Genomic DNA, 22,743 nt, shown 5'->3' with positions numbered 1-22,743 from the left:
TTTATTAATATTTTGTACCTTTATTGTGACTTTTATAGAAATTACGAGTCTTAACTAAAGAACATTAATATTAAAACAATTACAATGAAAAAAGTATTACTTAGTGGTTTTTTCTTAATGATTGGAGCTGTAGCTTTCGGTCAAGATTTACCAACAAACCCAGAACCAGGAAAATGTTATGTACGTTGTAAAACTCCAGAAGTTTGGAAAAACGAAGATGTAACAATTGAGGTAGCACCTGCTTACAAGAAGATAGTTACTTATCCTGCAACATACAAAACTGTTACAGAAAGAGTTTTAATTAAAGAAGCAGATCAACGTTTAGTTGTTGTACCAAGTGTTTGGGAAACTAAAACAGTAACTTATACAGGTAAAGAAGATGCAAACAGCTTAAGAGTTGTTAAAGCTACTTTTAGTCCAGATTCTCAAGTAATTGAAACTAAAGCTGCTTCTGCTGTTTGGGAAATGAGCGAAAAAGCACCAGATTGTGAATCTAGTGACCCTAACGATTGTAGATACTGGTGTTATAAGCCAATTCCAGCAAAATTTGTTACTGTATCTCAAACTGTATTAAAATCAGATGCTTCTACAACTAAAACTGTTGTACCTGGTTACGAAAAAACATATACTAAAAAAGTAATGGTTTCTGGTCCTACAACTAAAACTATCGATGTACCTGCTGTTTATGGTTCTATCAAGAAAATTGTTTTAGTAAAAGATGCTTACCAAGAAGAAGTAACTGTTGCTGCTAAATACAAGACTGTAACTAAAGAAGTTTTAGTTAACAAAGGTGGTTTAACTACTTGGAAAGAAGTTGAATGTGAATTAGTAAACAACACTCCATTACCAATTAACTGGAATTTAGGAAGTGCTACTTTAACTAGTGCAGCTAAAAGAATTATCGACGCAAGATTATTACCTATTTTAAAAGACGGTGTAGCTGTTGCAATTGAGTCTCATACAGATTCTAGAGGAACTAAAGCTAACAACCAAAACTTATCTGAAAGAAGAGCACAAGCAGTTACAAACTACTTAATCTCTAAAGGTGTTAATCCTAGCCAATTAACTGGTAACGGTCTTGGTGAATCTAAATTAACTAACAGATGTGCTGATGGAGTTTCTTGTACAGAAGCAGAACACAGAGCAAACAGAAGAACAACTTTTAGAGTTGTAAATCAAAAATAATTAATAGTATTAGTACTATATTAAAACCGAAGCAATATGCTTCGGTTTTTTTGTTATTATACGTTTTTTAATTACTTATTTTATGGACAACAGAAAACTCTAAACGGATTAACAATAATAACACCATTATTTCTAGTCCAAAATAGAACAAACCTAACTTTGTAATTGAATTGTAATTATAAAGAATTATTGCAATTGATAAGAAGCAATAAAATAAATTTAAAAACGCTATTATCTTCAAAAAAACTAGAATTTTAATAGGGTTTTTAAAATAACAGTAAACGTTATAAACGATTAAAATTGTTGGAAAAACAGCTAAAAAATATAAAGTAGATTTAGATAAACCTATAAAAGGTTGAAACTTTACCAATACAAAACCTATAAAGAATGCAGAAACTAAAGCGCCAAAACCATCAATGATAAAAAGACCTCTTGGTTTACTATTTAAATTCTTTAAAAAGGAAATCATTATAAATTCAAAATCGCAAAATTCATAAGAATTTAGTTAAGATACGTTAGTAGTTCTCTATCACAGAATTGATAAAAGGATAATAATATTCGGTAAGAATTAAACCTTTTTTATAACCGATCATTCTACCTCTGTGATTTACAAAAACCAACGTAGGATATGATTTAACGTGATATTTACGAATTAAATCATATGTTTCTTTTAATCTTTTTGCTTCCACCAAATCTTTATTCCTAGGATTATCAGCTTCATATAATATCAGCTCTTTGTCAGCTATATTTTTAAATTTTTCTGAATGAAATAATTTTTTATCTAAAACTTTACATGGTCCACACCAATCTGAACCTGTGAAATAAATTAAAACAGGTTTTTTTTCTTTTTTAGATTTATTTAAAGCCTCTTTATAAGAAGACTCCCAATTTGCAGTTGGCAATGGTTGTTCTATTTTACTTTCCACAACATCTTCTAGAGGTAAATCGTCTATATCTTCTTGAGCAAAGAAAATCGTTGTAAATAATATTACAAACGGTAATAAAAATATTTTTTTCATTCTAAGGTTTTAATTTAAAATATCAATTATAATACCAAATTTATACTTTTTCTTTTAAATGACTGTTTATTAAGGTATCAAACTTATTTTTAGAATCATTTAAAAACAATGTTTCAATAGGTAAATAACATAAATCACTTAATTTATCATGCAATCGCACGTAATCTTTTTCGGTAGTTAAAAGAAGTTTATTACTTGGTAAGCTATCAAAATTATTTTTAATATCATTAATTTCTTTTTCACTAAAATGATGATGATCTGCAAACTCTAAATGCTTAAAATTGACATTTAAGTTTGATAAAAATTCTAAAAAAGGTTTCGGGTTTGCAATTCCGGTTATCAGTAAAACTTCATAATTAGCAATATCAGTAGTAGAAAATTCTTTGGAACCCAAAATTTTATTTCCGTAAGAAATTGTAGTAAAAAAAACTTCTTTATCAAACTTTTTAAGTTTTTTTAAAACTTTCGCTTTTGATGCTTGATCTAAATCGTTTGGGCATTTTGTAACCAATATTACATCTGCTCTCTTTGCACCTGTTTTGCTTTCACGCAAATTTCCTGTAGGCAGCAAAAAATCATCTACAAACAAATCGTTAAACTTTGTAAGCAAAATATTAAAACTTCCTTTTACTTTTCTATGCTGAAAAGCATCGTCTAAAAGAACAACTTCTGCATTTTGTTCGTTTATCAATTTTGTAACTCCCGCTACTCTATTTGCATCAACAGCAACCGAAATAGCTTTAAACTTTTTAAAGTATTGCAACGGTTCATCACCAACATCAATCGCATTATGATTGTCTCTTACCAACACAAAACCTTTTGTTAATCTTTTGTAACCTCGACTTAAAACCGCTGTTTTGTATCGATTTTGCAGTAATCTAATAAGATATTCTATCTGCGGAGTTTTACCTGTACCGCCAACACTTAAATTACCAACAACAATTATTGGCGTTTTAAAACTTGTTTCTTTAAACACGCCAACATCAAAAAATAAATTTCGAATTTTTGTTACAAAATCGTATAAAATAGCAAACGGAAATAGAAAAAATCTAAGTACTTTCATTGTGGTAAAAATACATTAAAAATGTTAACTTTGATTTTAGAAAAAAGCACCAAATGAAGATAAAAGAAGTAACAAATTATTTAGAAGAATTGGCTCCTTTAAATTATGCTGAAGATTTTGATAATGTTGGCTTACTTGTTGGCAATTACAATACAGAAGTAAGCGGTGTTTTAGTTACCTTAGACACTTTAGAAGAAACTGTAGACGAAGCAATTGCTAAGAACTGTAATTTAATTATTAGTTTTCATCCTATAATTTTTGGTGGCTTAAAAAAACTTAACGGGAATTCTTACGTAGAAAAAGTTGTTTTAAAAGCGATAAAGAATGATATCGCAATTTATGCAACTCATACAGCTTTAGACAATTCTAATAACGGAGTGTCTGCAAAAATGTGTGAAGTTTTAGGATTAGAAAATCAGAAAATATTAATTCCGAAAAAAGGAATTATAAAAAAACTAACAACTTTTGTACCTGTTAAAGATGCAAAAGAATTGCAAAAACACCTTTTTGATGCCGGCGCAGGAAATATTGGTAATTATAGCGAATGTTCTTTTAGCGTAAACGGTATCGGAACTTTTATGGGCAATGAAAACTCAAATCCTGTTCTTGGAGAAAAAGGCAAAAGACATTCTGAAAATGAAACTCAAATAAGTATTCTTTTTGAAAGTAAAAATGAATATGCTCTTTTAAATACTTTAAAAAATAAGCATCCGTATGAAGAAGTTGCTTATGAAATAATTACTTTAGAGAATACACATCAAAACATAGGAATGGGAATGATTGGCGAATTACCAAGCGCTATGGATGAAAAAGAATTTTTAGTATATTTAAAGGATAAAATGAAAACAGCATGTGTTAGACATTCTGAATTGATTCATAAAAAAATAAAAACAGTTGCAGTACTAGGCGGATCGGGTAGTTTTGCTATTTCTAATGCCAAAAGAGCTGGTGCAGATGCTTATGTAAGCGCAGATTTTAAATATCATGAGTTTTTTAAAGCTGAAAAAAGCATTTTATTGGCAGATATTGGTCATTATGAGAGCGAACAGTTTACAAAAAACCTTTTGGTTGACTATCTTACGAAAAAATTTAGTAATTTTGCAATCGTTTTATCAGAAAAAAGTACAAATCCAATTTATTACATATAAACATGGCAAAGAAGAAAGAAATTTCAGTAGAGCAAAAATTAAGAGCATTGTATGACTTACAATTAATAGACTCTAGAATTGACGAAATTAGAAACGTAAGAGGTGAATTGCCTTTAGAAGTTGAAGATTTAGAAGATGAAGTTGCCGGATTGAATAAGCGTATTTCTAACTTAGCAGAAGATGCTTCTAATTTAGAAACAGAAATCAACAACAAGAAACAAGCTATAGAAGATTCTAAAGCATTGATGTCTAAATATGAAGAGCAGCAAAAAAATGTTAGAAATAACAGAGAGTTTGATTCTTTATCTAAAGAAATTGAGTTTCAAGATTTAGAAATTCAATTAGCAGAAAAAAGAATTAATGAATACAAGGCTAAAATTGCTCAGAAAAATGAAGTAATCGACGCTACTAAAGAAAAGTTAGCAAAACAAGAAAAGCACTTAAGCCATAAAAAGGCAGAATTAGATGCTATCTTAAAAGAAACTGAGAAAGAAGAAAAACTTTTAGGTGAAAAATCTGAAGAGTTTTCTAAATCTTTAGATGCGCACTTATTTTCTGCATACACAAGAATTAGAAATAAAGTAAAAAATGGTTTAGCAGTTGTAGCTATAGAAAGAGGTGCTTCTGGAGGTTCTTACTTTACAATACCACCACAAGTGCAATTAGAAATTGCAAACAGAAAGAAAATTACAATTGATGAGCATAGTGGACGTATCTTAGTTGATGCTGCATTAGCAAACGAAGAGAAAGAGAAAATGGATAAATTATTTTCTTAATCATCAAATTAATATCATAAAAAAACTCGAAGCTTAGCTTCGAGTTTTTTTATTTTACAGAATACATTATACTAGTAATCTAGCTTTTTAATGTAATTTAATTTTTCTTTCCAGATAGCCAAGTCTTCTTTAAACTCTTCGATTCTATTTTTTACATTTATTACTAAAGGATTATCATCTTTCGCATTCGAAAAGAATCCTAAATTATTTTCTAGTTGCTGCATTTCTCTTACTACTTCATCAATCTTTTTTCTAACAAACAATTGTTCAGAATCTAATTTTCTAAAGTCATTATTAGCCATAAAACCATCTACAACATTTGTAAATTTTAACATAGCAACTTCTTTTTTATCTAAAGATAAACTCTCTAATAATTTATCTATTTGCTTGTTAAACTTACCTTCTAAATGTCTTACATTTCTTGGCAAAGCACCTAAATCTTTCCAAGCTTGTATGGCATCTAAAACACTTTCTTTAGTATGTTCTTTGTCTTCTTTTAAAGACTCTAAAAATTCTTTTTTAGCGTTTACAACTTCTTGTTGCTCTTCACTAACAGAATTTTTATGCTTATGAAATCTATCAAAATATGTGTTACAAGCTGTTTTAAACTTATTCCAAATATCATCAGAAAACTTTCTAGGTACATGACCTATTTTTTTCCAATCAGACTGAATTTTCTTTAAAGTATCTGTTGCCACTGCCCAATCTTCACTATCTTTTAAAGATTCTGCAACTTCGATTAAAGCTAATTTTTTCTTTAAATTATCTTGTTGTTCTTTCTTTTCCTCTTTATAGAATTGATTTTTAGAGCTATTAAACTTTTTTGTAGCAGCTTTAAATTTCTGCCAAACTTCTTCACTCTTAGCATACGGTAATTTACCAGCATTAAAATACTCTTGTCTTAACTTCTCTATATCGTTAATACTGTTTTGCCAATCTTTATGGGTTTTATTACCAGAAGCATCATAAGCATCTAACCTTTCTATTACTAATAATTTCTGATTAATAATTTCTTGGTATTTCGATTTCATATCACGAAAGTATTCATGACGCTTATCGTGAATTTTTTTAGTAGCAGCACTAAACTTTTGCCAAACCTCTTCTCTTACTTCTTTTGCAACTGGCCCAATGTCTTCTTTCCATATTTTATGAAGCTCTTGCAACTCTTTAAAAGCTGTATTAACATCATTAGAATTTGCTAATTCTTCTGCCTTAGCTACTATTTTTAATTTTTCTTCTAAATTATTTTTAAAATCTAAATCTCTAAAATCATTACTTAAATGTAATAAATCATAAAAACGCTCTACATGATGATGGTATGTTTTCCAAGTATCGTTGTATCTATTTTTAGAAACTGGCCCAATAGAACGCCAAGTATCTTGTAAAGCTCTAAACTCATTATACATAGTTTTAGAGTCGGCATTTTCGATAAGATTTTTTAAACCTTCAATAACCTCTTCTCTTTTAGCTAAGTTAGCATTCATTTGCTTTTCTAAAGCATTATAATGTGCATCTCTTTGCTTTTTATATTCAGACAATAAGCTATTATACTCTCCTTTTACAGGACTCGAAAATTGAAAATCGATAGAGTTACCGCCTTCATCTAAAAAAGTTTTCTTCTTATCTGCTAATAATGCTCCAAATTTTGCATTAAAAGCCGTTTTAATACTTTCAACTTCGTTTTTAATTTTATTTACAGGATTGTTAGATAATGTATCTTGTAACTCTTTAACAAGTTCTTCTAAAGAAAGAATCGTATAATCTTTTTCTTCTTTAACTACAGATTCTTCTGAATCTTCTGCCTTTTCTGCTACAGAATTCTCTACTTCTTCTACAGCTTTTAAAATTGCATCATCTTCTGCTGATGAAGCCTCTGTATTTTTTTGTTCTAGATTAGAAGTCTCATTAACTACTTCTACTTTCTTATCCTCGTTATCATTATTGTTATCTAACATATCTACAATGTTTAAGTTCGTTTAATAATACACTATTATTATAGTTTATAAATATAAGTACAACTTACTAGTTATACAAAATGTTCGGTTAAAATATACTATTTGTTTTCGTTCCAGATGCGCCAAGATTCTTCTGCTTGCAATTCTAGCATTTCATAACCATTTTTAATTGCCGCACCTTTCTCTTTTCCTTTTGATAAAAAACTAGATATTTCTGGATTATAAATTAAATCGAATAACAAGTGCTTTTCAGTTAAATATTGATACGGAATATTTGGACATAAATGAGTATTTGGCGAAGTACCAAGTGGTGTACAATTAATTATTACCGTAAAATCTTTTATTATTTCTTCGGATAAATCACTGTAAGAAACTTCTTTTTTTCCTGAAGGATTTCTAGAAACGAATTTAAATTTGATATCATTTTTCTTTAAAGCATAGGCAATTGCTTTTGATGCACCGCCAGTTCCTAAAATTAAAGCTTTAGTATGATGCTTTTTAAGAAAAGGCTTAATTGATTTTTCAAAACCAACAACATCTGTGTTATAACCTTTTAAATTTCCTCTTTTAGTAAATTTAATTGTATTAACTGCCCCTATTTCTTCTGCTGTTTTATCTAACTTGTCTAAATATTTAATTACTTCTTCTTTATACGGAATTGTAACATTTATACCACTTACAAATTCTTCATTTTTAATAACTGCTGGCAGTTCTTTTATATCTTGAAGATCAAAATTTTTATAATGATAAGTAGACAAACCTAATTTTTTAAATTTATCAGCAAAATAACCTCTAGAAAAAGAGTACGAAATATCTTTACCTAAAAGACCAAAAACTTTATTTTTTTGTTTTTCCATAAAAATCGATTATTAAAATTAATGCAATACCTAAAATAATATAAAATATAGCGAACCATGTTTCTGATGAAGAAAAATCTGGCACAAATCTAGTGTAGTTTTCTACGATTCTATTTCCTTTATTATCTAGTAAATACTTATTATCAACAGCTAAATAAACTGCTTTTTTAAACGGCCAAACAATACCTAAAGAGCCTGTTATAAAACCTATTATAACAGCTGTAACTATTGCATTATATCTTTTTAAAACATATCCTAAAACATGACTTATAGAAACCAGTCCAAAAGCAGAACCTGCAGTAAAAACTGATATTATTTTTAAGTATCTTATTTTTTCTGGATCAGATAAAACATCAAAATTACCTATTAGTAAATTGGTTACTACAAAAAATAATTCGTTAACAGCATCTACTAAAAGTAAAACGTAATTACCCATTAAAATTAAGATGAAAGAGCCCGAAAGTCCGGGTAAAGTCATACCAGAAACACCAATAATTCCGCAGAAAAAAACAAACCATAAATTGTCATTTTCTCCTGCTGGTTTTAAAAAACTTATCCCTAAACCTATACTTGCACCAATTATTAACGAAATAATATTTTTACGATTCCATTCTCCAAAGTCTTTACCTATATAATAAATAGAACCGATTATCATTCCGAAAAACCAGCTCCAAACATAAAGCTCGTAATGCTCTAAAAAATAATCTAAGACCAATGAAATACTAAAGTAGCTAAAAATACTTCCACCCATTATCAGTAATAAAAACTGACCGTTGACGTATGTATAAAAACTCGAAAACCTACCGCTAATTAATAATTTAAGCGCTGTAATGTTTACTTTTCTAAAAGACTGAATTAACTCTTCATAAAACCCAAACACAAAAGAAACTGTTCCTCCAGAAACACCAGGCACTTTATTTGCAGCACCCATTGCCAAACCTTTTAAAAAAAGATACAACTTTTGTAAGAAAGTTCTTTCGACCTGCATTATGCTTTTTTAACCGCTAATTTTTCCATTAATAAAATAAGCACAAAACCAACTATTGCTAAAACTACTGCCATTAATAATTTCGGATCGCCATCAAAAGAATTCGGAGAAATACTAACTTGTTTTAATGGCACTTCTATTCCGTGAGAATTTATACGTGTAGTTATTGTTTCTTTCCAAGGCCAAATCTTGTTTAAAGAACCAATTATAAAACCTGTTAATACCGCTAATGTGTAATTTTTATAATTTGCAAACATCCATTTTAAAATCTTAGAAAAAGATAGCAAACCTACAATTGCACCCAAACCAACTGCCGCTATTGTTTTAATATCTCTATCATTTACGGCAGATAAAATTGGTTTATAAGCACCTAATAAAACTAAAATAAACGCACCAGAAACACCTGGTAAAATCATTGCACAAATTGCAATTGCGCCTGCCAAAAACATAAATAACAAAGAAGAACTTTCTGTAACTAACGGATTAAGCGTTGTAATAAAATATGCTACAAAAGCACCTACAATTAAAATTGTATAGGTTATAAAATTCCATTTTGTGATTTGTTTACCAATGTAAATAATACTTGCTAAAACTAATCCGAAGAAAAAAGACCATAATAAAACTGGCTCATTTTCTAACAACCACTTTATTGTTTTGGCTAAAGAAATTATACTTATAAAAATTCCGATAAAAAGAGCTAATAGAAAAGAGCCGTTTACTTGTTTCCAGGCAGCTTTAATTCCGTCTGATTTTAAAGTTTTTAACAAGCCTAAATTCACATTAGCAATAGAGCCTAAAAGCTCTTCATAAATTCCAGAAATAAATGCAATTGTTCCTCCAGAAACACCAGGTACAACATCTGCAGCACCCATTGCCATTCCTTTTAAACCTATGACTAAATAGTCTTTTATACCTCTTCCCATTTTATTTTGTTATTTTTGTAAAAAACGAAGATAATAGAATTTAAAGAGAAAATAGAACCTTTATTTTATTTGTAACTTTTTATTGACATAGAAAAATGCCCAAGAAAGGAAAAGAAAAAAACACTGCTAATAAAGCTAAACATACTAAGTTAATGAATAGAAAAATTAACAAAGTAAAGTTAGAAAAACAGTTACATAAAGAACGTTTAAAAGCAATTATTAAAAAAGCAAACGAAGCCAAAAATAATGAAGCATAGTTTAAAATATAATTTAGGCGTAGTTACTTCTTTACCCCTCTTACCTTTGCTATATTTTCAAGGAAAAAATATTAGAAAAAATGTACCAACATTACCAGAAGCAAAAGAAACTATAGGTTTTGTAAATAATAATTTCTCTTCGGATTTACACATTCTTACTATCGGAGAAAGCACAATTGCAGGTGTTGGTGTAGATTATCATAAAAACGGATTTACCGGCGCTTTGGCAACAACGCTTTCTACTAAATTACAAAAAAATATACATTGGCGTGTGTATGCAAGAAGCGGATATACTGTAGCGAAAGTTACTACCAAAATAATACCTAAAATTGAGGAGACTAAAGTCGATATAATTGTTATCGGAATGGGCGGAAATGATGCTTTTACCTTAAATTCTCCAAAGAAATGGTTAAAAGATATCGAAAATTTAATTAATTCTATTCAAAAAAAGTTTCCTGAGACACCTATTTACTTTACAAACATGCCACCTATTAAAGAGTTTCCGGCATTTACAAAAACAATAAAATTTGTAATTGGAAATTTAGTTGAGATTTTGGGATCTGAACTGAAGAATTACCTTAAATCTAAAAAAAATATTTTTTATTATGATGAAGTTATCACGCTAAAAAACTGGAGTAAAAGAAACAATTTGTCTCATAAAAATTCAAGTCTTTATTTTAGCGATGGCGTTCATCCATCAGAATTAACTTATAAAATATGGGCTAAAGAAATGGCAACATTTATAAGTTCTAAATTTAAGGCATAAAAAAACCTCAAGCTTTTACTTAAGGTCTGTTTTGTAAATAGATTATTTATCTATTGAGCCTAATACTCGCTTCATAAAAGTGTTTAAGGCCTCTTTTTTAGGAGCGCCATCTTTAACCATTTTATCAACTTCGATAGCTCCGTACATATTAGAAATCAACTCGCCGATAACATCTAATTCTTCATCTTTTAAAGAAGGAACTTCTGTTAAAGCCTCTAAAGTTTCTATGGTTTCTAAAACATAATCTTGATCGTTTTCTTCGATAAAATTTGTTAGGTGTTTAATTACAGGTAACTTCATAATTAAATAATTTCGCTTGCTAAGTCTTTTAAAACATCAAACTTATTTGTTTGCGCTTGATTTTTAAAACTTCCACTTTCAAAAGTTGCAAAAGTTGGCAAATTACTAACATCTGCTAATTTTCTACTTTCTGGAAATTTTTCTGCATCTGCAATTACAAAAGCAACGTTTTCATTTTCTGAAGCTAATTTTTTAAACTTTGGCTTCATTATTCTGCAATTACCGCACCAAGTAGCAGAATATTGCACAATTACCTTATCATTATTATTAACAATTTCTTGTAAATTGTCTTCTGTTAATTCTTGTAACATAGTTGTAGTTTTTTAAAATATTCGTGTTTAGAAAACTTCTAAACACGAATATTATCAATTATTTATTAGTGAGAAGCTAAATATTCTGCAGTTCCTTTTGCGTTAGGAGACATTGCTTCTTTACCTTCTTCCCAGTTTGCTGGACAAACTTCTCCGTTTTTCTGAACGTGAGCGTAAGCATCAATTAAACGTAAAAATTCGTTTACATTTCTACCAACTGGCATGTGGTTTATTCCTTCATGAAAAACTGTACCTTCCTCATCAATTAAATAAGTAGCTCTATAAGTTACATTATCTCCTTCTACTTGTATTGTTTGAGTAGCTTCGTCAAAAGTTTCATTAGAAATATCTAAAATACCTAAAATAGAAGATAAGTTTCTGTTGCTATCTGCTAAAATTGGGTAAGTTACACCTTCGATACCACCATTGTCTTTAGAAGTATTTAACCATGCAAAATGTACTTCTGGTGTATCACAAGATGCACCAATTACAATAGTATTTCTTTTTTCAAATTCAGCTAAAGCTTCTTGAAAAGCATGTAATTCTGTAGGACACACAAATGTAAAATCTTTAGGATACCAAAATAATAATACTTTCTTGTTCTTATTTTTTGCTTCTTCTAAAACATTAATTTTGAACGTATCTCCCATTTCGTTCATTGCGTCTACATTTAAATCTGGAAATTTTTTACCAACTGCTGTTGCCATTTTTTATAAGTTTTAAGTAATTATTAATTCGTTATTTGAGACCACAAAGATATTAATGAGTATAGATTATTTGTAAGAATTTAATGTTAAGTTTTTATTATACTATAAATTAAATTTATCAAAATCAATAAAAAAAATAGACTAAAATTATTCGAATTATTTTAATTAAAAATTTGTAAATTTAAAGAGAAAACATTTGTAATAGTTTTTAGTTATTTTAAAATAAAAACTATAGATAATAATTATCCATAAAAAACCTGTAGGTTTGCATTGTCAAATTAAATATTATAAAAGATGAAAAACAATCCTCACGCTAATAGTCAACCACACGGAGATAATTTCGATTTAAATGAAAGTGCAGCTAATTGCCCTTTTTTAAACGGAACTACAAAACAAACATCTGGTCAAGGTGTTAAAAACCGAGATTGGTGGCCAAACGAATTAAAATTAAATATTTTACGTCAAAACGCAGGAAAATCGAACCCAATGGGAGATGATTTTGATTATGCAGAAGCTTTTAAAAGTTTAGATTATGATGCCATCAAAAAAGATTTAAAAGAATTTATGACAGATTCTCAAGATTGGTGGCCTGCAGATTATGGACATTACGGAGGATTGATGATACGTATGGCGTGGCATAGTGCTGGTACATATAGAGTTGGTGACGGACGAGGAGGCGCAGGAGCAGGAAACCAACGTTTTGCACCAATTAACAGTTGGCCAGATAATGGTAACTTAGATAAAGCAAGGTTGTTATTATGGCCAATTAAACAAAAATATGGTAACAAAATATCTTGGGCAGATTTAATGATTTTAGCAGGAAACTGCGCTTTAGAGTCAATGGGATTTCCAACTTTTGGTTTTGCAGGAGGTCGTGAAGATGTTTGGGAACCTGAGCAAGATATTTATTGGGGAAGTGAAACTGAATGGGGAGCGAATGAGGAAAGATATGACGATGGCGAATTAGAAGATCCTTTAGCGGCAGTTATGATGGGTTGGATTTATGTAAATCCAGAAGGACCAAACGGAAATCCAGATCCGATGGGTTCTGCTCAAAATGTTAGAGAAACTTTTGGTAGAATGGCAATGAACGATGAAGAAACTGTTGCTTTAGTTGCTGGTGGACATACTTTTGGAAAAGCACACGGTGCTGCAGATCCTAATAAATATGTTGGTAAAGAACCTCATGGTGCTTCAATAGAAGAAATGAGTACAGGTTGGAAAAACAGTTTTGGTACCGGTGTTTTAGATGATACAATTACAAGTGGTATTGAAGGTGCTTGGACTCCAAATCCTACTCGTTGGGATGCAGATTATTTTGATGTATTATTAAATTACGATTGGGAATTAACAAAAAGTCCTGCTGGCGCACATCAATGGAAACCAACCGCGGCTTCAAATGCTAAAATGGCACCAAAAGCTGGTGACGCAAATGGCAGACAAGATTTAATGATGACTACTGCTGATATTGCATTAAAAGTAGATCCTAAATATTTAGAAATTTCTAAAAAATTTCATGCAGATCATAAAGCATTCGAAGATGCATTTGCACGTGCTTGGTACAAATTAACTCATCGTGATTTAGGACCTACTTCTCGTTACTTAGGTCCAGAAGTTCCGCAAGAAGAATTGTTATGGCAAGATCCAGTTCCTGCAGTAAACTATACATTAAGTGATGCTGATATTGCGAATTTAAAGGTTATGATTATTGATAGCGGTTTAACAATATCGCAATTAGTAACTACAGCTTGGGCTTCTGCATCAAGTTTTAGAGGCTCTGACAATAGAGGTGGTGCAAACGGAGCTAGAATTGCTTTAGAACCTCAACGTAGCTGGGAAGTTAACAATCCAAAAGAATTGGCGAAAGTTCTAGAAGCTTTAGAAGATGTAAAAAACAAGTTTGAAGGTGAAGTTTCTTTAGCTGATCTAATTGTTTTAGGAGGAAATGTTGGTCTAGAAAAAGCATTAAAAAATGCTGGTTATAATGAAACTGTTGCTTTTATTCAAGGTCGTGGCGATGCTAACCAAGAACAAACTGATGTAGAGCAATTTGGATATTTAGAGCCATTAGCTGATGGTTTTAGAAATTACATTAAAAAAGATTTAGCAATTGCTGCAGAAGATTTATTAATCGACAAAGCTAATTTATTAACACTTTCTGTACCAGAATTAACTGTTTTAGTTGGTGGATTAAGAGTTTTAGGAGCTAATTATGATGGTTCTGATTACGGAGTTTTCACAGACAATGTTGGGACTTTAACGAACGATTTCTTTAAAAATATTTTAGATTTTACTTATACTTGGAAAGCAACTTCTGAAGACGATAGATATTTTGAAGGAAGTAATAGAAATACCGGAGAAGTGAAATATAAAGGTACGAGAGCTGATTTAATTTTTGGATCTAATACTGAACTTAGAGCAATTGCTGAAGTTTATGGTGCAAACGACGGTCAAGATCGTTTTGTAAAAGACTTTATTGCCGCTTGGACTAAAGTGATGAACTTAGACAGATTTGATGTAAAATAATCTATATAAATCTAAAAAGGATAGGTTTTGCAAAACCTATCCTTTTTTTTAAACTTTTAAATTATGAATATTTTAAATACCTTTTTTAACGCAATTCAATCTATGAATATCAATATGATTGAAACTTTGTTAAGAAAATTTCCTAACCTAGCGAATTCAAAAGACAAAAGAGGTTTTAGTCCTTTAGTTTTTGCAACTTATTTTGATAAAAAAGAAATTGCAGAAACCTTACTTAAGCATAACGCAAATGTAAACCATCAAGATGCGAAAGGAAATACTGCTTTGTTAGGTGTAGCATTTAAAGGCAATGTAGAAATTGCAGAATTGCTACTTAAAAACAATGCAAATATTAACATGCAGAACAACCAAGGTTATTCAGCTTTAATTTTTGCAACAATTTACAATCAAGAAAAAATGGTTGAATTTTTACTTAACAAAAATGCAGATTTCAACTTAAAAGATGTTGAAGGTAAAACTGCTTTAGAACATGCAAAAATTAAAAGCTTTGATGCGATTATTACGTTGCTAGAAAATAAAAAATCTACTTGTTTGCAAACAATTTAATATCGTTTGCAGACACTTCTTTCTCTCCTAAAATCAACAATCTTTCTACAACATTTCTAAGTCCCTTATATTTCCTGTCCAATCATATTCTTGTAAAAGTGCAATAGCATCTTTAGAAAATTCTTTTTTAGTTGAACCTTGTTCTTTAGAAATTTTATTAGCAAAAAACTCTACTAATAAAGGTATATCTTCTCTTCTATCATTTAAAGCAGGTACTTTAATTAAAATTACAGCCAATCTATGGTACAAATCTTCCCTAAATCTTCCTTGTGCAATTTCTTCTTTTAAATTTTTATTAGTAGCTGCAACAATTCTTACATTTACTTTGATGTCTTTATCAGAACCAACTCTCTGAATTTTATTTTCCTGTAAAGCTCTTAACACTTTTGCTTGCGCAGACAAGCTCATATCTCCTATCTCATCTAAAAATATGGTTCCGCCATTTGCTGCTTCAAACTTACCAGCTCTATCTTTATTTGCACCGGTGAAAGATCCTTTTACATGCCCAAATAATTCACTTTCTATTAACTCAGAAGGTATTGCTGCACAATTTACTTCAATCATTGGCGCTTTAACTCTATCTGATTTTTCGTGTAACCAATGTGCTACCAATTCTTTTCCTGTTCCGTTTGGCCCAGTTATTAAAACTCTTGCATCTGTTGCCGCAACTTTTTCTATAATTTCTTTAATATGAGAAATCGCATCACTTTCTCCTATCATTTCATAGTTTTTGCTGACTTTTTTCTTCAGTCTTTTGTTTTCAACAATTAAAACCTTTTTATCCAAAGCATTTCTAACTGTATTTAACAACCTGTTTAAATCTGGCGGCTTAGAAATATAATCGAAAGCACCTAAACGCATTGTATTTACTGCGGTATCAAGGTCTCCGTGACCAGAAATCATCACAATTGGTATTTCTGGTTTTATTTTTTTTGCTTTTTCTAACACCTCAACACCATCCATTTTAGGCATTTTAATATCGCATAAAACCAAATCGTAATCGTTATTTTTTATCATCTCTATACCCAACAAACCATCTTCTGCTTCTTCAACATTATATGCATCATTTTCTTCAGAAATAATTTTTTTCAAAACTCTTCTAATTGCTGCTTCGTCTTCGATAATTAATATCTTGCTCATAAATTTTTATTTGAAACGTAATTTAAATAAATTTAACTCAAAATTATATCTAAACCTTTAATTCTTTTTCTTGTTTAATTTTCTATTGATTTTGATATAAGTGAACATCTCTTTGTGGAAAAGGAATAGAAATATTATGTTCTCTAAATGCTTTTTCTATCGCAAACCTTAAATCGCTTTGTACAAATCTTGTTTCGAAACTGTTATTTAAAGAAAAAACCAATTTAAAATTTAAAGAACTATCTCCAAAATCAGCAAAAAGCACTTTGGGTTCTGGTATTTTTAAAATTTTATCGTGGTCTTTTGTAACATCTATCAATATTTTTTTAACTAGCTCTACATCACTACCGTAGGCAACACCAACAGAAACGGATTCTCTAGTCTCTGTTCCGTTTTCTGTCCAATTAAATAATATTTTTGTTAAATATAAATGATTAGGTATTACCAATACTTTATTATCAATAGTTACAGCTCTTGTGGTTCTTAATCTAATATCTAGAACCCTACCAACTTTACCATCTAACTCTATAATATCGCCTACATGAACAGATTTATCAACCAAAATAAAAATACCAGAAATAATGTCTTGAAACAAAGTTTGCAAAGCCAAACCAACACCAATTAACAATACTGCAGAAGCAGCAAAAACAGCCGTAACATTAACCCCAGAAGTATCCATAGCCACTAAGAAAATAACCAAAAAAACTAGCCATCTTATATAACTAAAAACGCTAATAAATTTAACTTTATCATTTTCTGGCATTTTTCTAGTTACAAATCTGCGTACTAGTTTTAAGGCGAAAGCGGTTAACAAAAGCGCTACTGCAACAAATATTAGTCCTTTCACAGTAATACTAATTTCATCACTAAATTTAAAAGTATAATCTAAAATAGATGTTGTTTCTTCTTTTATAGCTTCTTTTACTTTTTCTAAACTGTCTTGCATTTATCCTTTATATTTTAACCACTTATACAAATCTTTATAAGTTGCTTTTTTACCATACATTAAAATACCAACTCTATAAATTTTTGCTGCTAACCAAACCATAAATACAAATGTAACTAATAATAAAGCCATTGAAATTAATAATTCGTACCACGAAACCCCAAAAGGAACTCTCATTAACATTACGATTGGTGCTGTAAATGGAATATGAGAAAACAAGACTGCAATAGAACCATGCGGATCATTCATTACTGTGGCAAACCCAACATAAACTCCTAAAATTAATGGTAACATTATCGGCAACATAAATTGTTGCGTGTCTGTTTCGTTATCTACTGCTGCACCAACAGCCGCAAACAAAGAACTATACAACATAAATCCTCCTAAAAAATAAAATATAAACAACACAAATAGCTTTAAAATTGGCAATTTTAGTATTTCTTGAACAACCATTTGCCCTTTATCACCTTCAGTTGCTTGCTTAACTGCATCCATTTGTTCTGCTGGTACTCTTGCTGATTGCATTTCTACAACATCTACACCAAATATTGAAGAAACAACCGTAAGAATTACAAATAATAAAACTCCCCAGATAAAGAATTGTAATAAACCTGCGGATGCATTACCTAAAATTTTACCCAACATTAATTGAAATGGCTTTACTGATGACACAATTATTTCTATAATTCTACTTGTTTTTTCTTCGATAACACTTCTCATTACAGAAGTACCATAAATCATTACAAACATCATTAATAAATAACCTGCAATTGCACCAACACCAATTTTTAAACCATTAATTAATTTTGATGATTGCTCTCCAGAAAAATTAAACATTTTAATATCAGTATTGATTTTAGATGCTTCTATTTTATCTAAATCGATACCAAAATCGGTTAGTTTTATATTTCTAATTTTTTGTTCAATTTTATTTTCTAAAGAATTCATAACAGACATTCCTGGTGATTCTTTAGAGTAGAATTCTATTGATTTTGCTAAAACCTCTAAACTATCTTGTTTAGGAATTAACAATGCGCCATAAAAATCACCTTCTTCTACCTTCTTTTTTGTTTCCTCAACGCCTAAATCTGTGTAATCTAAATAATGAATCGTTTTTGTATTTTTAAAATCTGCTTTCGAAAAAAACTCAGAATTATCTACATAAACTATTTTTTTAATTTTTTCATCATTTTTTTGCATCAGAAAAAAGACTAATGCACCCATACCTACCATAATTAGCGGACTCAAAAAAGTCATAATTATAAATGATTTATTACGAACTTTAGCAATAAACTCTCTTTGTATAATTAACTTTAACTTACACATCTTCTTAATTATTTTTGTTTATTGCTTGTATAAAAATATCATTTGCGCTCGGAATAAGCTCTACAAAATGTTGTACTTCTCCTCTACTTGTTAAAAATGATAACAATTCATTTGCCGTTTTACCTGTTGGTATTTTTACGTTTAAAGTTAAACTATCGTTTAATAATTTAAAATCTGATGGATACACTTTAAAGTGTTCTTTTAAAATTCTTTCTACTTCTGAAGGATTTTGAGTATTTAAACCAACTTGAAACGTATTTGTTCTAAACTTACGTTTAATATCATCTAACTTACCGTCTAAAATTTTGTTTGATTTATCTATCAAAGCAATTTCATCGCACATTTCTTCTACCGACTCCATTCTATGAGTCGAAAAAATTATTGTAGCACCTTCATCTCTTAATTGTAAAATCTCTTTAGCAATTAATTGCGCATTAATAGGATCGAAACCAGAAAAAGGTTCATCAAAAATTAACAATTTAGGATTGTGCATTACAGTAACAATAAACTGCACTTTTTGCGCCATTCCTTTAGAAAGTTCTTCTATTTTTTTATTCCACCAAGCAGAAATATCAAACTTTTCGAACCAATACTTTAATCTTTTTTTCGCTTCAGACTTACTTAAACCTTTTAATTGTGCCAAATACAAAGCTTGCTCTCCAACCTTCATAGACTTATACAAACCACGTTCTTCTGGCAAATAACCAATATGAGCTGTATGATGCGGTGCTAGTTTTTCTCCATCTAAGATAACAGAACCACTATCTGCCATTGTTATTTGGTTTATAATTCTAATTAAAGACGTTTTACCTGCACCGTTTGGTCCTAACAAACCGTAAACACTTCCTTTAGGAATTGCGAGTGAAACATTATTTAACGCAGTATAATCTCCGTATCTTTTAACTACATTATTTATTTCTAATAAATTCTTCATTGATTAAAGCAGATTTTCATTTTAGGTAAAAAGCCTAACAAAATTACATATTTTATAACTATTAGTGTAACATCAACTAAAAACGTTACAGTTTAATTTTATGTTAAATTTACTATGCATGCATAACTTTTTTGAAATTTACTATGCACGCATAATAAATTTTATTATATTTGAACCAATGAATAAAAATAAATCAATAGATCATCAATTAAGAGCAACATGGCAAGCCGTTGCAAAATTGTATAACGAACAAGCGTTAACACATAATAGCACAATGGCTACAGCTTTTGTTTTATTAAATATTGATAAGCAAAACGGAACGCCGTCTACAGCTTTAGGACCGTTAATGGGAATGGAACCAACAAGCCTTTCTAGAATTTTAAAAAACATGGAAGACAAAGGTGCTATTTGCAGAGAAAAAAACCCAGACGATGGTAGAAGCGTAATTATTAAATTAACAGAATACGGTAAAGAAATGCGTAAAATTTCTAAAGGACATGTTATTCAGTTTAATGAAACAGTAATAAATAATGTTACAGAAAAAGACTTAGAAGGTTTTTTTAATGTGACCTCTACCATAAATAAATTAATAGCAGATAAAGAAATTTATAAAGAAATCAACAATAAAGCAGTATAAAAAATCAAACAAATGACTAGAAGAATTAAAAAAGTAGCAATTATTGGTTCCGGAATTATGGGAAGTGGTATTGCTTGTCATTTTGCTAATATTGGTGTAGAAGTTCTTTTATTGGACATTGTTCCAAGAGAATTAACCGATAAAGAAAAAGCAAAAGGACTAACATTAGAAGACAAAGTTGTTAGAAACCGATTGGTTAATGATGCATTAACAGCATCTTTAAAATCAAAACCGTCTCCGATATACAATCAGAAATTTGCAAACAGAATTACTACTGGTAATTTAGAAGATGATATTGCAAAGGTTGCAGATGTAGATTGGATTATGGAAGTTGTTGTAGAAAGACTAGATATAAAAAAGATAGTTTTCGAAAAATTAGAAAAATACAGAACTCCGGGTACAATAATTTCTTCTAATACTTCTGGTATTCCTATCAAGTTTATGAACGAAGGAAGAAGTGAAGATTTTCAAAAGCATTTTGCAGTAACACACTTTTTTAATCCGCCAAGATATTTAAAACTTTTTGAAGTTGTTCCTGGACCAGATTGTAAACAAGAAGTTACAGATTTCTTAATGATGTATGGTGAGAAATTTTTAGGTAAAACATCGGTTTTAGCTAAAGATACACCGGCTTTTATTGGTAACAGAATCGGTATTTTCGGAATTCAGTCTTTATTTCATCAAGTTAAAGAATTAGGCTTAACAGTAGAAGAAGTAGACAAGTTAACAGGACCAGTAATTGGTAGGCCTAAATCGGCTACTTTTAGAACTGTAGATGTTGTTGGTTTAGATACTTTAGTTCATGTTGCTAATGGAATTTACGAAAACTGCCCTAATGACGAAGCTCATGAGCTTTTCAAACTTCCTGATTTCATCAATACAATGATGGAAAACAAGTGGTTGGGTAGTAAAACCGGACAAGGTTTCTATAAAAAAGCTGTTGTTGATGGTAAAAAAGAAATCTTAACGCTAGATTTAGATACGATGGAGTATCGTTCTAAAAAAAGAGCAAAATTTGCAACGTTAGAATTAACAAAAACAATAGATAAACCAATCGACAGATTTAAAATCTTAGTTGGTGGTAAAGATAAAGCGGGTGAGTTTTACAGAAAAAACTTTGCAGCAATGTTTGCATACGTTCAAAATAGAATTCCAGAAATTTCTGATGAATTGTATAAAATTGACGATGCAATGAAAGCTGGTTTTGGTTGGGAAAACGGACCTTTCGAAATTTGGGATGCAGTTGGGGTAGAAAAAGGTATCGAATTAATGAAAGCTGAAGGACATGAACCTGCTGCATGGGTAACAGAAATGTTAGCTGCTGGTTCTAAATCTTTTTACTCTGTTAAAGAAGGTGCAACTTATTTTTATGATGTTGCTTCTAAAGCTCAAACTAAAAAACCTGGTCAAGAATCATTTATTATTCTAGATAACATTAGAAAATCAAATCAAGTATTTAAAAATTCTGGAGTAGTTATCGAAGATATAGGTGACGGTATTTTAAATATAGAATTCCAGTCTAAAATGAACACAATTGGTGGAGATGTTTTAGCAGGAATTAATAAAGGTATCGACTTAGCTGAAAAAGATTTTCAAGGTTTAGTAGTTGGTAACCAAGCGTCGAATTTCTCTGTTGGAGCAAATATTGGTATGATTTTTATGATGGCTGTAGAGCAAGAATATGATGAATTAAATTATGCCATTAAATATTTTCAAGACACAATGATGCGTATGCGTTATTCATCAATTCCAACAATTTCTGCTCCTCATGGAATGGCATTAGGTGGTGGTTGTGAAATCTCTTTACATGCAGATAAAGTTGTTGCAGCAGCAGAAACTTATATGGGATTAGTAGAGTTTGGTGTTGGTGTTATTCCTGGTGGTGGTGGTTCTAAAGAAATGGCTTTAAGAGCTTCAGATTCATTTAGCAAAGGAGATGTAGAATTAAATGTTTTACAAGAAAACTTTTTAACAATTGGTATGGCTAAAGTATCTACTTCTGCACACGAGGCTTTCGATTTAGGCTTACTTCAAAAAGGTAAAGATGTAGTTGTTGTAAACAAAGACAGACAAATTGCTACTGCCAAAGCACATGCTAAATTAATGGCAGAAAGTGGTTACACGCAACCTGCAACAAGAAAAGATGTTAAAGTGTTAGGTAAACAAGCATTAGGTATGTTTTTAGTAGGAACAGATTCTATGGAACATTCTAATTACATTTCACAACACGATATGAAAATAGCCAATAAGTTAGCTTATGTTATGGCGGGTGGAGATTTATCTGAACCAACATTGGTTACAGAACAGTATTTATTAGACTTAGAGCGTGAAGCATTTTTATCGTTATGTACAGAACGTAAAACGTTAGAAAGAATTCAGGCAATGTTAAAAACTGGTAAACCTTTAAGAAACTAA

General features: G+C 30.2%; 22 protein-coding genes and 1 pseudogene. 9 read left to right on the top strand and 14 right to left on the bottom strand.

Translation table 11 applies throughout. From position 1 onward, the window contains the following. The first annotated feature begins 84 nt into the window (after positions 1-84). Positions 85-1,185: an OmpA family protein gene (locus B5464_RS10520; protein ID WP_079738323.1), complete on the top strand. Its 1,101-nt coding sequence runs from the start codon at positions 85-87 to the stop codon at positions 1,183-1,185. A 67-nt stretch (positions 1,186-1,252) separates the two neighbouring features. On the opposite strand, the gene B5464_RS10515 is transcribed toward B5464_RS10520, so the two are convergent. Genes B5464_RS10515 through lpxK form a run of 3 tightly spaced genes read right to left on the bottom strand, consistent with a single transcriptional unit; the run spans position 1,253 to position 3,267 of the window. Beyond that, positions 1,253-1,654, bottom strand: coding sequence for a hypothetical protein (locus B5464_RS10515; protein ID WP_079738322.1), 402 nt, complete (start codon positions 1,652-1,654; stop codon positions 1,253-1,255). Between the two features lie 46 nt (positions 1,655-1,700). Continuing rightward, positions 1,701-2,204 carry a thioredoxin family protein gene (locus tag B5464_RS10510; RefSeq protein ID WP_079738321.1) on the bottom strand — a complete coding sequence of 168 codons (504 nt, stop codon included), beginning with the start codon at positions 2,202-2,204 and terminating at the stop codon, positions 1,701-1,703. A gap of 40 nt (positions 2,205-2,244) precedes the next feature. Beyond that, complete coding sequence (gene lpxK / locus B5464_RS10505) at positions 2,245-3,267, bottom strand: tetraacyldisaccharide 4'-kinase (protein ID WP_079738320.1); 1,023 nt, start codon at positions 3,265-3,267, stop codon at positions 2,245-2,247. A 53-nt stretch (positions 3,268-3,320) separates the two neighbouring features. Here lpxK and B5464_RS10500 point away from each other — a divergent pair, with 53 nt between their 5' ends. Both B5464_RS10500 and B5464_RS10495 read left to right on the top strand, forming a co-directional pair. Further along, complete coding sequence (locus tag B5464_RS10500) at positions 3,321-4,415, top strand: Nif3-like dinuclear metal center hexameric protein (protein ID WP_079738319.1); 1,095 nt, start codon at positions 3,321-3,323, stop codon at positions 4,413-4,415. Between the two features lie 2 nt (positions 4,416-4,417). Further along, the gene (locus B5464_RS10495) at positions 4,418-5,191 is read left to right on the top strand and encodes a zinc ribbon domain-containing protein (RefSeq protein ID WP_077808678.1); all 774 of its coding nucleotides are present in this window, start codon (positions 4,418-4,420) and stop codon (positions 5,189-5,191) included. Positions 5,192-5,262: 71 nt separating this feature from the next. Here B5464_RS10495 and B5464_RS10490 read toward each other — a convergent pair whose 3' ends face one another. The 4 genes from B5464_RS10490 to B5464_RS10475 all read right to left on the bottom strand — a co-directional run bounded on the left by B5464_RS10490 (position 5,263) and on the right by B5464_RS10475 (position 9,914). After that, the gene (locus tag B5464_RS10490) at positions 5,263-7,146 is read right to left on the bottom strand and encodes a DUF349 domain-containing protein (protein ID WP_079738318.1); all 1,884 of its coding nucleotides are present in this window, start codon (positions 7,144-7,146) and stop codon (positions 5,263-5,265) included. A gap of 98 nt (positions 7,147-7,244) precedes the next feature. Continuing rightward, complete coding sequence (locus B5464_RS10485) at positions 7,245-8,003, bottom strand: shikimate dehydrogenase (RefSeq protein WP_079738317.1); 759 nt, start codon at positions 8,001-8,003, stop codon at positions 7,245-7,247. Then, positions 7,984-8,991 carry a DUF368 domain-containing protein gene (locus B5464_RS10480; RefSeq protein ID WP_079738316.1) on the bottom strand — a complete coding sequence of 336 codons (1,008 nt, stop codon included), beginning with the start codon at positions 8,989-8,991 and terminating at the stop codon, positions 7,984-7,986. Before B5464_RS10480 ends, B5464_RS10485 begins: the two co-directional genes overlap by 20 nt. After that, the gene (locus B5464_RS10475) at positions 8,991-9,914 is read right to left on the bottom strand and encodes a DUF368 domain-containing protein (RefSeq protein WP_079738315.1); all 924 of its coding nucleotides are present in this window, start codon (positions 9,912-9,914) and stop codon (positions 8,991-8,993) included. Before B5464_RS10475 ends, B5464_RS10480 begins: the two co-directional genes overlap by 1 nt. 95 nt (positions 9,915-10,009) lie before the next feature. Here B5464_RS10475 and B5464_RS14460 point away from each other — a divergent pair, with 95 nt between their 5' ends. Both B5464_RS14460 and B5464_RS10470 read left to right on the top strand, forming a co-directional pair. Continuing rightward, positions 10,010-10,171, top strand: a complete 162-nt coding sequence (locus tag B5464_RS14460) for a hypothetical protein (RefSeq protein ID WP_172830879.1) — start codon at positions 10,010-10,012, stop codon at positions 10,169-10,171. Beyond that, positions 10,161-10,937, top strand: coding sequence for an SGNH/GDSL hydrolase family protein (locus B5464_RS10470; protein ID WP_079738314.1), 777 nt, complete (start codon positions 10,161-10,163; stop codon positions 10,935-10,937). Before B5464_RS14460 ends, B5464_RS10470 begins: the two co-directional genes overlap by 11 nt. Before the next feature lie 42 nt (positions 10,938-10,979). On the opposite strand, the gene B5464_RS10465 is transcribed toward B5464_RS10470, so the two are convergent. The 3 genes from B5464_RS10465 to B5464_RS10455 all read right to left on the bottom strand — a co-directional run bounded on the left by B5464_RS10465 (position 10,980) and on the right by B5464_RS10455 (position 12,255). Then, on the bottom strand, positions 10,980-11,237 hold the full coding sequence (locus B5464_RS10465; protein WP_077808672.1) for a hypothetical protein: 258 nt from the start codon (positions 11,235-11,237) through the stop codon (positions 10,980-10,982). A 2-nt stretch (positions 11,238-11,239) separates the two neighbouring features. After that, on the bottom strand, positions 11,240-11,548 hold the full coding sequence (locus B5464_RS10460) for a co-chaperone YbbN (RefSeq protein WP_077808671.1): 309 nt from the start codon (positions 11,546-11,548) through the stop codon (positions 11,240-11,242). 65 nt (positions 11,549-11,613) lie between these two features. Then, positions 11,614-12,255 carry a peroxiredoxin gene (locus B5464_RS10455; protein WP_077808670.1) on the bottom strand — a complete coding sequence of 214 codons (642 nt, stop codon included), beginning with the start codon at positions 12,253-12,255 and terminating at the stop codon, positions 11,614-11,616. 294 nt (positions 12,256-12,549) lie between these two features. On the opposite strand from B5464_RS10455, the gene katG reads away from it, so the two are divergent. Continuing rightward, positions 12,550-14,781 (top strand): catalase/peroxidase HPI, encoded by a 2,232-nt coding sequence (gene katG / locus B5464_RS10450; RefSeq protein WP_079738313.1) that lies wholly within the window; start codon positions 12,550-12,552, stop codon positions 14,779-14,781. Between the two features lie 63 nt (positions 14,782-14,844). Then, positions 14,845-15,345 carry an ankyrin repeat domain-containing protein gene (locus B5464_RS10445; RefSeq protein ID WP_079738312.1) on the top strand — a complete coding sequence of 167 codons (501 nt, stop codon included), beginning with the start codon at positions 14,845-14,847 and terminating at the stop codon, positions 15,343-15,345. Here the strand turns inward: B5464_RS10445 and B5464_RS10440 are convergent. The 4 genes and pseudogenes from B5464_RS10440 to B5464_RS10425 all read right to left on the bottom strand — a co-directional run bounded on the left by B5464_RS10440 (position 15,323) and on the right by B5464_RS10425 (position 19,691). After that, positions 15,323-16,485: pseudogene (locus tag B5464_RS10440) on the bottom strand (sigma-54-dependent transcriptional regulator). The gene B5464_RS10445 and the pseudogene B5464_RS10440 overlap by 23 nt on opposite strands. Before the next feature lie 82 nt (positions 16,486-16,567). Continuing rightward, positions 16,568-17,431: a mechanosensitive ion channel family protein gene (locus tag B5464_RS10435; RefSeq protein ID WP_079738311.1), complete on the bottom strand. Its 864-nt coding sequence runs from the start codon at positions 17,429-17,431 to the stop codon at positions 16,568-16,570. After that, entirely contained in the window at positions 17,432-18,757 is a 1,326-nt protein-coding gene (locus B5464_RS10430) for an ABC transporter permease (protein ID WP_079738310.1), read from the bottom strand. It lies immediately after the preceding gene. Between the two features lie 4 nt (positions 18,758-18,761). After that, complete coding sequence (locus B5464_RS10425) at positions 18,762-19,691, bottom strand: ABC transporter ATP-binding protein (RefSeq protein ID WP_079738309.1); 930 nt, start codon at positions 19,689-19,691, stop codon at positions 18,762-18,764. A 178-nt stretch (positions 19,692-19,869) separates the two neighbouring features. On the opposite strand from B5464_RS10425, the gene B5464_RS10420 reads away from it, so the two are divergent. Both B5464_RS10420 and B5464_RS10415 read left to right on the top strand, forming a co-directional pair. Continuing rightward, entirely contained in the window at positions 19,870-20,328 is a 459-nt protein-coding gene (locus B5464_RS10420; RefSeq protein WP_077808663.1) for a MarR family winged helix-turn-helix transcriptional regulator, read from the top strand. 12 nt (positions 20,329-20,340) lie between these two features. After that, positions 20,341-22,743 carry a 3-hydroxyacyl-CoA dehydrogenase/enoyl-CoA hydratase family protein gene (locus tag B5464_RS10415; RefSeq protein ID WP_079738308.1) on the top strand — a complete coding sequence of 801 codons (2,403 nt, stop codon included), beginning with the start codon at positions 20,341-20,343 and terminating at the stop codon, positions 22,741-22,743.

It is taken from the genome of Polaribacter sp. KT 15, assembly GCF_900143115.1.
GTDB lineage: Bacteria > Bacteroidota > Bacteroidia > Flavobacteriales > Flavobacteriaceae > Polaribacter > Polaribacter marinaquae.
This window is presented reverse-complemented; position numbering and strand designations above follow the sequence as displayed.